6 protein-coding genes are annotated in these 11,667 nt (G+C 61.3%); all 6 read right to left on the reverse strand.

Going from position 1 to position 11,667, the window contains the following annotated elements; translation table 11 throughout:
• Positions 1-6 precede the first annotated feature (6 nt).
• Positions 7-258, reverse strand: a complete 252-nt coding sequence (locus tag ABD297_RS21770) for a hypothetical protein (RefSeq protein WP_344257229.1) — start codon at positions 256-258, stop codon at positions 7-9.
• Positions 259-1,063: 805 nt separating this feature from the next.
• Complete coding sequence (locus ABD297_RS23760) at positions 1,064-1,363, reverse strand: helix-turn-helix domain-containing protein (RefSeq protein WP_425581208.1); 300 nt, start codon at positions 1,361-1,363, stop codon at positions 1,064-1,066.
• Between the two features lie 28 nt (positions 1,364-1,391).
• A complete protein-coding gene (locus ABD297_RS21775) occupies positions 1,392-1,715 on the reverse strand; it encodes a histone-like nucleoid-structuring protein Lsr2 (RefSeq protein ID WP_344257230.1) in 324 nt (107 codons plus the stop codon).
• Positions 1,716-2,021: 306 nt separating this feature from the next.
• Positions 2,022-4,889 carry a DUF499 family protein gene (locus ABD297_RS21780; protein ID WP_344257231.1) on the reverse strand — a complete coding sequence of 956 codons (2,868 nt, stop codon included), beginning with the start codon at positions 4,887-4,889 and terminating at the stop codon, positions 2,022-2,024.
• Between the two features lie 89 nt (positions 4,890-4,978).
• The gene (locus ABD297_RS21785) at positions 4,979-7,795 is read right to left on the reverse strand and encodes a hypothetical protein (RefSeq protein ID WP_344257232.1); all 2,817 of its coding nucleotides are present in this window, start codon (positions 7,793-7,795) and stop codon (positions 4,979-4,981) included.
• Positions 7,792-11,310 carry a helicase-related protein gene (locus tag ABD297_RS21790; RefSeq protein WP_344257233.1) on the reverse strand — a complete coding sequence of 1,173 codons (3,519 nt, stop codon included), beginning with the start codon at positions 11,308-11,310 and terminating at the stop codon, positions 7,792-7,794. Before ABD297_RS21790 ends, ABD297_RS21785 begins: the two co-directional genes overlap by 4 nt.
• Between the last annotated feature and the right edge of the window lie 357 nt (positions 11,311-11,667).

An 11,667-nucleotide genomic window follows, 5' to 3' on the forward strand; every position in this document is an offset into this window, starting at 1 on the left:
GTGACGTCACCCCGTGACCAGAGAGGCCATCCACGCCCCGAGACTGTCCGCACGACCGCTCGTCGCCAGTCCCAGGACGGCCAGAGCGATGACGACTCCAGCGACGACCCGCATGGCCTTCGCGTTGTCCCCACGCTGTGCGAGGACGAACAACATGGTCGCCACGAGGAGCAGCAACAGAGGGATGATGTTGGACTTGATCCAGCCCTGCAGGCCGGTCGTGCCGGCAGCGGTGGCCAGCGTCGCGATGGTGCTCATGATGTCCCCTTCTGGATGGAGTCGGGCAGATCGCCCAATCCAGACCACCGCGGCACCCCCGCGAGGGACGAAGAAACACGCCGAGACGTGACCAAGTCTTGAAGCGCCTCTTGCCGTTGTTCACCCGCTGGTTTCCCGGGATTCAAGAGATTCGGGCTGAGCTGCGCAGGACGGGCACCTCGGGTGCACGTCCCTTTCAGGCGCCCAGACGAGGAAGGGAGTCGTCGCAGCATGGTTGAGCTCCAGGGCCTCACCACTGCCCACCTCAGGCGCCTGGCCTGGATCGAAGACCCGCCGTGCGGGGATGCGTACGGCGCCTCGCGCGAACAGTGAGTGGCCACCGCCGTCGTCGTCACTGCGCAAACCCGCGTGGCACGGCTTGCGCGCTCGCGTGTTCCTCGACCCACCCAAGCGGCAGACATGACCTGTGTCGGCGCCGTGACCTAGCGTCACCTGTGCGACCCGATCGCAGGAAACTGGCCAGGCGCCCCACGCCACCTGACGGCCAGGACGGAGCCCCCGCCCGACATCACAGTTGGCGGGGGCTCCTCTTCGTCCTGCGGCCGGGGGTGAGTTGCAGGACCATGATCAGTCAAACCCAGTTCTGTCAATTACCTGCGCGCCGTCTGACACGCTTGTGGGTTTCCGACGTCGAACCGTCGCGCTCACCCCACCCCGGCGCAAGGTCGGCGTGTCCGCCGCCTGCTCCCATTCAGGCGCGGACCTTGCGCTTCAAAAAGCGGAGCCTCGAACTGGTGCGCCGCCGCATGCAACCCGATGCTGCGGCGACAGCCGTGGCCCCCGATCAGAAACTTTGATCGGGGGCCACGGTCATTGGGCGCGCGCCAGGGCGTCGACGCCGCACTCCAGCTTGGTCGAGGGCGCGCCGCACCGCCGACTGAGTACGCCCAGTCAGTTCTGCCAGTTCGTGAATAGAGCGCCCCGCAACATACTGCTCGGCGCAGAAGGCGAGTAGGCGCGCACGCTGCTCAGGCGTCTGACGCGTAGATGCAGTGCCAACAAACTCTTGAAGCACGTCGAGGACCGGGCGACCTGGGTAGGACACACGACAAGGGTATGCATGGCGCCCGCGATGCGAGGCCACGGATCACGGCGCGCCATGGCTGGCTTGGCTAGTGAGCTGCGTCGTACTGCTGCTGCACTTCACCAGGAATGCGACCACGAGCGGGAACCTGGACGCCTTGCTTTGCCGCCCACGCACGGATGAGCGCGCTCCGCGAGTGGCCCACGGCCTTGATAGTTCGTCGGGATTGCGTTGGCTTCCCGCCAGATCGGGCCCTCCCTGCCCACGTGCCGATCGTGTCCCGGAGAGCCTTCGCGTTCTTGTCGTTCAAATCGATCTCGTACTGCACTCCGTCGAGGGCAAAGGTCAACGTTTCGGCTGCCTCGGTGCCATCGGTGTCGTCAATCAGGGTGATGAAGGTCTGTGTCGCCATATACAGAGCGTAGAGGGCGCGCCTGAAACCTTTACGTGAGCCCAGACGGCCGGCGCGTCCGATAAGAAAGACTAAGGCGCCCCAGTACCGCCGCAGCACGTGACGTTGCCGAGTTAGCCTCTATGGGATCAAGGCGCGGCTTCGCCGCGGCACAGCCTGCGGGCGGCGCTGTCGCGCCGTCCTCGGCTGGTACTTCAAGGGTGGCGAGGGGACCGCATCGCTCGTGCATTCGCGCAAGTGTGGTTCGAGGCCATGGGTGGCGGGCATCAGGCGATATTCAGCCTCATGCCTCGGTCAGCCCCGCCCTCACAACTCGTCCGCATCAACGGTGACAACCATTCCCGGGATGGTGCCTGCCTTTGTCTGGGCGCTTACTAGGTCACCCACGCGGGCGGTCACTGTAATTTCAAGACCCATCATCTGCAGATCGACATTCCTTCGCGCCGGATCGGCAACCGAGGCAACCTCACGAAGCAGCGCCCACACGGCTTCACGCCTTGCATCGTCAGTGACAGAGGTCAGTGGCAACCTGAGCTTGGTGACCTCGTAACCAACCTCCGTCGAGGCACCTCCGCTTCCGCTGGAATCGTTCTGCCCCCGCCCCTCCGTGTCCGATCCGTCCTGGCGATGTTCACCATCGTCAGCTGCTTCACCCGATCGCTCCGAGTGATCCGCCTGCGCCGAGTCGTCGCCCTGTTCAGTGGACGCCTCCCCCGTGGACGCGGGCCTCGGCCGAAGCAATTGCTGCATGGAACCCGGTTGAATCTGCGCCGGGCTCCCGGGGCGCACCTCGTTTCCGTCGCTGTCGGTAAGCATCCAATCTGGCCCAGTGGCAAGTTCAAATAGGACAGCGCGTAGGTCTTCGATCGTCGCAACAAGGGGCCAAGTGGGGTTGCTAAACGGCAGCGTGAAGAGTTCCTTCGGCGTCAGGTCACGCCCAAAGGTTCCCGACGCGATTAGCTGACTAATGTAGTCCGGCGATATTCCTCCCGCGGCGACGGCGCGTCCCAACGCGACAAGATCCGTCCACACATCCTGTCCGTTAAGCGCCGACTTGCCATCCGGGACGGCCTTGTACTGAACCGCTAGACCCGCAGAAGTCCGAAGAAGATAGGCGTAATGCTGGTAAGCCCAGCGAATATCCACGTCCAGTCTTCGACGCGCTTCGTCACGCCGCGAGCAAGCCTCCGAATACTCCTCATTCTCCGGATCTAGATAGTCAACAACACCTTCCCACGCCAAGAGATCCTTCGCCCTATCCCGGGCTCGAGCACGCCGCTGCGTGTTCACCAGCGCGATGACCATCGAGGCTGCATAGGTAGGCGCCAGTCCAGGGACAACGCCGAATGCCTCGTCGATGTCGCGACGGGTCGCGGCATCGTTTCCATTGAGCAGAGTCCACCGGCGAGGATCGACAACGACCAAGCGATTGTCTTGCCCATCCACCGAGACGAATGGCGAGGATGTCCCGCCGGCGCTGGCTGGATCGTCCACAAACTGCAGGTTGGTGAACATCCCCTTAGACGCGAGCGACTGCGCACGATGCCACACTCGCTCCAGTGCCCTATCGCTGCTAACCATGGTCATGGCATTCGCGTGATACATGTTGAGCGTCTGCTTAATCGACAGGTAGTACCGCGACGCTCCCCGCCCGGCGGCGGGGCTAGAGTGCTCCAAGGCACCCAATCCGCCGTCTATTGGGCTTGCGATAAGGGCATTAAACACTTCCTCCGCGGAGGCGTACTCCACGCCTGGGACAAAGATCGACGCCAGGAGTTCCGCCTTCGTAGCGCCCCTTGCGGCTTGGGCTCGAGGCACCAAGCTGTATGCGAAGCACGATGCTGCCATCCTGACCGCCGGACAAACTTGGCCGGCATCGACCCCGGCCTGGCGAAGTGCTTCATCCAGGTTATGCGCTGTTCCAGCCCCACCGCCCGAACGAATGATGTCCGTATTCGCAACCGCCCGGTACCCTTGGATCGCTCGATCGTTCCCTGCTAAAACTCCCGAAGATAGCAACTCTTCCAGCGCGTCGGTCTGGAGCGGGATGTCTCCGGGTCCTATGAGCGGTGGGCACCAACGCCCCTGCTCGTACTCTAGGGTCCAGTGGAGCACCGTTCGCGCGAAGATGGCCACAGTGGAACGCACTCGTTGAAACGCCTGAACGACTGACCACTCTTTCGACACGAGGTCAAAAAGGTCAGGATGAAAGGGATAGGTCTCCATGATTCGGTCCGCCAATCGACCGATTCCCTTTCCCGCCCCAAGCTTGTTGAAAACGCTATCCGCCCATGGTCCCTCAGCGGCGTTTGTGAACCGTGCAGCGACCGCTCTTGCTGGCTCCAGAACTTCTGCACGATCAAACAGTCGTCGGCGAATGATCTGCGCGAAATCGGATGGATCCGTTACTGTGACGGTCTTTCCGTTCCGCTGCAGTCGCTTCGACAGATACTCGCGCATCTCCTCTGCCGCCGGATGGTACCCGGCCTCATCCTCGTCGCTCCGAATCATTACGACGACCAACGCCACGTGGGGCTGGTCGTCAACGGCATCAGCCAACGCGTTCAGGAAGCCTTGCTCACCCGGCAGACCACCGATTGCATCCTGGTTTGTCAGCGCCATCGCGTAATCCATTAGCTCATCGATGATGATAAGAATGGGACGATCAATCTCTGCAAACACATCTTGGAGCGTTGCCTTATTGGGACCGAGCGCCACATAATGTTGCCACCGATCCAGGCGATCAGGCTGCCCATCGAATAGCAACCAGAGAAGCCTCCCAAAAAGGTCAGTCGCGGGGCCAAATCGCGGATCAGTTCTGCCGGGAGACATGGAATCACCGATGAGGACCGCGTGCGCTACGTCGGAAAGGTCAAGGGCATGTCCCCCGGCCATTGCTTCTTGGGCCACCGACTTCCCGAGGTCAGACTCAAAGAACCGCTCAGGGGAGTGAATCATGTGCCACAGCCCTACGAGGGCATGGCTCTTCCCACCACCCATTCCTTGGTCCAGATGGAAAAGCGCCTGTGCCTCCACATCGCGGACCCCAAGTCGTCGAGCTACACGTCCCAAGAAGCCTACGAGCAACGGCGTCGGCTGGGTAATATCCGTGTAGTAGTTAGTTCTGGAGTAAGGGACGGGGACCGTCTGATAGACCGCCTTTGCCAAACTCATCTGTAGTTCACCTACAGAGCCGTCCGTCTGGCGAACTTCATCACGTAGGGTGAGAACGCCAGGCCAGATATCAGTGGACGCTTGCGCTGTCACAACTTCTCCTCAAACAGGGTCAGGCGGTCGGCGGACTTCTCGCGGGCGGCTTGGGTGGCGACGCTGGCCTGAATGGTTCCAATGTTGCGCTTGACAGCGGCAAGGGATATCGCCACGGGATCAGACGAAGGCAATTTCGTAGCCAGCCAATCCACCAGAGCCCAAACTTGCGCGTCTGTTGCGGTCCGATCCGCGTCTGCCAGACACGCGGCGACTGCGTCAGTTCCCATGGGCTGCGCAGAAGACATGCCCCGCACGACCTCATATGCACTCGATGCGGGCGTCAAGAGCTCGGGAGCGTCGTGCCGCAGCCGGAAGCCCGCCCGTGTCTCCTCCAAGATCGGGCCACGAAGATCCTCCAGACGAAGTTCGTCTGACTGTGCGAAGAACCTGGCCTCGCCCTTTGGAACTGTGTCACGGCCGTAAAGCTCGTGCCAGAAGACGGCAAGGCGCGTGTGCGGATCAAACGTCTCTAGTGGTTGTTCATCGAGTCTCAACGCGATTGCGTCACGCACCGCTCGGCGCGCCAGCGTCATATAGTGCTCGAGTTCAACGACCTCCCCGTTCGGAGTGAGAACTTTGCCGTAGCGACCGACCACCTGTAGGGCCGCCCCATAAGACGCCATCAGCTGGTCATCATGAGCTAGCCCGTCCTGATCCCACGTGCGACAGCGCTCTTTCAGTTCTGTAGTCACTTCGGCATCAACTTGAGCGGCAATGCCAACGGGTCGCCCCGCCGGAGCTACACGGGCCCCGATTGAAACCGTCACAGAGATGGTCGCGACACCAGTTGCAGCTGTCTCGGTTCTCGAGGGCCAAGAGGAAGTAACTACGAAGCCAGCGTCCGTAAGAGCCGTCAACAGGCGCTTCCATGCCTCGGGGTCGGAGTGACCAAAAATGACCGTAAGGTGACCATCGGATTTTAGGACTCTACGGGCCTCTGCGAAAGAGTGCTCGAGCATGGTTTCGTAGTAGTCCTGAGTACGATGCTCGCCTTCAGTTCGGCGACCCTTACTCTTTACAATGATCTCCTGCGACTTGTCCTGCAGGCCGTCCCGACCGTCCAATCGCCCGTCAAACAGATCCGGCATAACGTCACAGAGGGCGCGACGAAACCACACGTGGAATAAGTCTGAGGAATCGGCATAGGTGATCATGTCGTAGTAGGGAGGATCTGTCACTACCACATCGACTGTTGAATCCCGAAATGGCAAGGCAACGGCGGACTCTCGCCTCAGACGGGCCGGCCGACCTCCCACGGCGTTCTCGACCATGACCTTCTTGAGCGCGTTAACAAGAGACACTGAGACAGATCCCCAAGTGCCAGGGCCAGCACCGGGTCCTGCCTCGATATAGTCGAATTGATGCTTGAGAACTGACTGGGACGAAAAGACGTCGCCAACCTGGCACCTGTTCTGAGCAGTACCGAGGCGATTTCCGTGGGCCAACAAGTTGGCACCTCGAGTCGCGCGGCGCGTGAGGCGCGGAAGGTTCGCGGCACAATATCCGGCCAGTGCCTTTGCATAGTCTTCGGTCACGACTTCTCGAAGGTCCTTGTAGATCTGTCGGATGGCAGATGCAATAGCCGCGAAATGGAGCGCCTGCCGATCGTTCATTAGCGAACCGTAAGTCTGATAGCCGAACACCATCGCCTGGATGGTATTGGAGTTCCCGGGGTGAATCCGCTCTGTTGGGATCAATTCACGAAGTGGTGAATTAGGTACTCTTTCCAGCGCTTCGAACTCTTCCCGCGTCGGCCTTCGGAAGATCTTTCGATTCGTCTCTTCATCGATCTCACCGACGACCAGCATCGAGTCCTCGTACTGCCCGGCCGCGCCCTTGGCCTTCACTACATCGAGGCTGTGCACATGCCTGCAATCTGCGAAAATGCAGCGCGCCGACTTTCCACGCGAGCCGGGTGCGGCAGCGAAGGTCGGGGCCTGGGTAGGGGAGCCGTCCTCGACGTCAGCTATCCATGAGTCGCCGGCGGCGTGCAGCGTCAGGGACTGGCCGATGTCCCGAGTTCGCGTGTAGGGGTGGCGCAGAACCATCGAACCCACCATGGGGAAGCGCCTCCCGCAGCCATCGCACGGAATCGTCACCCCCCAGAGGTAGGCCCACGGCAACTCCATCTCGTCCGCCGAACGGAACAGTGGGCCAACGTTTGCAAGGACTCGACGCTGGACTTCCGCAAGAACGATGCGAACGTCGGACACAAGTCGAGGTTCCTCCTCAACCGACTTGAACGCATCGAAACGCTGAGTCGGACCCGCGTGCTCCTCACCCCCGGCCTCAGCGTCTGCCCCGGCGAAAGGAAGCGGCGGCTCATCTGACCAGTCGCGCAGGGGGAAATCAGCGAGAAGCCTCGCGCCCAGAGTTGCAACCGGCGAAAGATCGGTTCCGATGGCTGACGCGCCGGCCCGGGCAGCCTCCAACGGAATTATGCCTCTTCCCGAAAACATATCTAGCACTACAGGAGAACGACCGCCGTATTCCGCCTGGATTCGCTCGCGCAGCCTGGACAAGGCGCGCTCATCCCCTGAAAGCACTGATCGCCGTATGTCCGCACGGTTGTTTGGGGAGTCCGGGAGCAACGAACAGAGCACCGCGGCCCTCGCCTGTGCAATCGGCCTTGAGGCAAACCACGTGAAGAGTGCTTTCTCGCTCCTCCCGGAGCCCATCGGTGTGCCCACTGCCTCGTCGACCTCGGGGCACGGAAACCACTGGTCGATCAGACGTCCCGGTGAATCACCGCCAGTAGCAACGCCCGGGATCCCTGAATTCGATTCAAGGTGCTCCACCTTGGCCGTCATGCTTGTGCTCCGATCAAACGCTTGAGTTCTGAAACCGGTATTTGAAAACGCTCAATATGGCGCGGCCCCATTCCGAGTACGCCCGCGGGGTCCTGCTGACGCAACCGAATAGTAGGCGTGGAAGCACACGAGTCCACGACGTACAACCAGTACTCTTTGCCCCGTTGTTGCGCCTGGGCCCACTCATTTTGTTCTAACCACACGCCGCGCAAACCCGCCTGCGCACCCTTAACCTCGATGAGGCGCTGCTCCCTGGAGATTCTGTGACGCGCATACAGGTCATAGCCGAGCCCGGCACTCTGGCGATCGTCGACGTCAAACCCGAGTCGTTCCAACTCAGTCACGACGGCGCCTATGGCAATCTTTTCAGAATCTGGATCGTAACCGAGTTCCTCCGCGCGCGCTGTCCCGGCAACACTCGCCCATCCGACGAGCCGCACCGCGCTGGCATTTACTTGAGATATCTCATTGAGGACAGCTACTCGCGCGGCCTTCTCCAACTCAAACTGCGACAGAAGCTGAGCGCGCTCGGACGTCGGTCTGTTCGCGATGGACTCTTCGAAGCGATACTGGGTGGCGTCCAGTTGGCCCTTGGCTGCCCGGATCCAGGCCTCGCGCTCGTCGACGAGCGTGTGAACTTGCTCTCGCAGCTGCCTCTTTGCCGCTTCGGTGGCGTCGTACCGAAGGGCAGGAGAAAGGGTTGTTGGTCCAAGCGATTGCTCGTCTCCGTTCCTGGTGGCTCGCAGTGTCATGAGTGATTCCCACGCAATCTGGAGCGCCTGACCCGCCGAGCAGCGAATCAGCAAAGGAGCCTTTCGCGTGACTCGGCCAGCCCCATCGTGCAGTTGAATGTCCGCGTCGAACAGCGCGATGACGTATGACGTCAGAGACGACTCATCAACCAGTGCGACGCCTCGCACTAGGTCTGCCTCGCCGATGGCCAAGGCATGGCTCACCAATTCTTGAAACGGCAGTTCAGTAGGGCCAAGAACGACTACTTCCTCGAGGCCAGCCGCTCCGTCATTTATAGCCTGGCGGACAGACGCTCCATCTGCGGCCACCAGACCTGATGTTTGCCCGCCCAGGGCGGACGGAAGCAGGGATCCGGGTCGGGCCTCGATCGCCCGGATGCCTTTGGCCGGACCGGGGCCCAGCCTCCAACCGTCCGCCAAGGCGAGCTGATCCACCATCGCATCGACAATGACGGGATTGATTGATTCCAACCGATCAGCCGCGAATCGTTCCAGAGCGTCGCGAACGTTCACGGGACTACTCAGGCCGCGTTCGTCCTCAACCATCTCGCGGGCTGTGTCAATCAGCGTTGCGGAACTCGGAATGTTGACATGCCGGCCAGCCTGCGCGTCGACCATCGCTTTGCCCCAGTCAAAACCAGCTCTGGCGGCCGTCGCGTCGAGCAAGTCGTACAGCTTGCCGTCCAAAGCTTCGGACGCAGCGTCAAGGTTCTGGAGCATGACCTCCTGTACGCGACCCTCGCGAGTATGCGGTGCAACGAGGTGATAGACGTAAACAGCCCTTTGCTGGCCAATCCGATGAAGTCGACCCATGCGCTGTTCTAGACGGACCATTGACCAAGGCAAGTCCCAGTCCACCATTACGTGGGCCGACTGCAGATCGATACCCTCGCCTCCAGCGTCGGTGGACACCAGCACTTGGAATGACCCAGAAAGGAAACGCTCCTGAAGACTGTCGCGAGCTCGAGGATCGACTGAGCCTTCGAGGAGGTCTGTAGAGAAGCCAGCCTCCTCGAACATCTTTCGTAGCCATCGAGCAGTGTCAGCGAACTCTGTGAACACCAGGAGTTGCCCGGACCCGGGTGAAATGTCGTGCTTCCGCATCAACTCTTCGAGAGACGCCCACTTCGATGGGGTACCCGCCATCATCGCGGCCTCTAGAATCGACAGGAGAGAGGCGACGCGACTGAGCTCTGCCGCCTTATCCCGAGTCTTCGCTGTTACAAGCGCGTCCTCCGCTCGCAACCACGCGTCATCGTCTTCAGCCGCTTCGCCAAGGCCGCTGATGGTTATAAGGTCCTCCGGCAGCATCACCGCTGACCGGCCGTGTGCGGCACCCTTGAGGGAGAGCTCCCGTCGTCGGACCGTCGCGGCGGCGGCCGCAATGCTGGAGGCCGCCCGTTTGCCATAGATCGAGCGAGCTAAAGTCGCATGGTCTGCATAGAACACTTCGACATAGTCCATGACAGCGTCATAGGCCGCTGCCTCCTGGCCGTTCAACCGAATAGGCACGGTCTCCGAGAATCGTGGCGGAAAGAGTTTATTGCCGTCATGATCGATTAGTTCTTCTTTCATCCGCCGCAGAAATGACAATTTGCTTGGGATGAGGGAAGTGTCATAGTCCCGCTGGCGCGCATCCCACGGATAGAGAATGGGATCGAGCAAATTCATTAGCCCTCGAAAGAAGTGCTCCTTACCCCGGTGCGGCGTGGCTGTCATCAACAGCAGGTGGTGCGCCACATCTGAAATTTGTCGCGCAGCTGAGAGCGCTTGGCTGCTCGGAGTAAGGCGATGCGCCTCATCGAAGATGACCAGCGACCAAGAGGCCCGGGGACCGGCCAACTTGCGCCGGACGTCCATGTTGTGAGTGTAGAGGTCGACAGAGACCACCCACGTGTCATATCGAGGGTCCAGCTCCGCAGGCTCCGTTGCAACCGCAGCGGTAACCCGCCTTGCTTCCACCCCGAAGAGCCGCCGTAGATCGCGCTCCCATTTAGTAACCAAGTGCGCGGGGACTATCACCAAACTGCGGCCTGGGATGAGGCCCTGGCGACGGCCCTCTGTCATGTACATGCCGGCCATGATCGTTTTGCCGGTCCCGGGCTCATCGCCCAGAAGGAAGCGCAACTTTGGTTGGCTGATCATGTGCCCATGGACTGCATCATCCTGATGTGCATATGGGCGAAGGGGCCGGGTCGCGAGTACGGCTGAGCGGATACGCGGCCCAGCATGTTGCATCCACCGGCCCCAGAGGCACGCGAGCGCCCGTTGTGAGTCGCCACCCCTGTCGTTCACCGGCACGAGGGCAACTTCGAGCTGGGCTGCGCCCAGCAACAACCTTTGGGGGTCGCCGTTGCCATCTATGACGAACAGTTCCGCTGCTCCGTCATCCGCCCAATCCGCGTCCCTCACAGTCACGAGGCCACCGTTGAGACGGATCTGTCTACCCTTCTCGGGCAGCTCCCCCGCCATCCTGATTCTTCTCCTCGTGTGGTCATTCACCCGGCCTGGGCTCAGGCTAGATGCACCCGGCCAGTATGGGGCAGTTTGGCGCGATCGAACGGCATCGACTCTCCGCTGCAGACGTTCACGGTTGGTCAGTGGCGGGTCGGCGCTGGAGCTTGTGCGCAGCAGGCGCACCGTTCGAGCCAACTCGGCGCGCGCCGTTACGGCTCCACGGTGGCACAAAGGGCCGAGCCGCCGCGTGGTGCCCTCTCCGCGAGTCATCAAGGCCGCTGCCAGGGCGGTGGTTGGCGTCACCATGCGTGTGCTGCGGCCTGCGCATTGAGATGTGTCCACGCTTGCGTTGGAGGGCCGCGCATGCGCTCGTCCAACGGAAAGGTACCGCAGAGAAGTACAGCAGTAGGCAGGCCCGGCATCGGCGCGGACTGACCTCGACTGGCCACTCGATCGCGGGAGTGGAGCCTTCCGGCACGCCTGCCCGGAGTTCGGGACGAAGAGGTCGCAGGTTCAAATCCTGTCACCCCGACCACTGTGATGTCGCAAGACATCGGCGACAGTGGCCCTACGGAAACGTAGGGCCACTGTTGTTTTTCCTGGGGTGTTGTGGCTGGTAGTCGCGGCTGGGGTCAAGGGTCAGCTCGCGGATGATTTCGCCGG

The organism is Terrabacter carboxydivorans, from assembly GCF_039532035.1.
GTDB lineage: Bacteria > Actinomycetota > Actinomycetes > Actinomycetales > Dermatophilaceae > Terrabacter > Terrabacter carboxydivorans.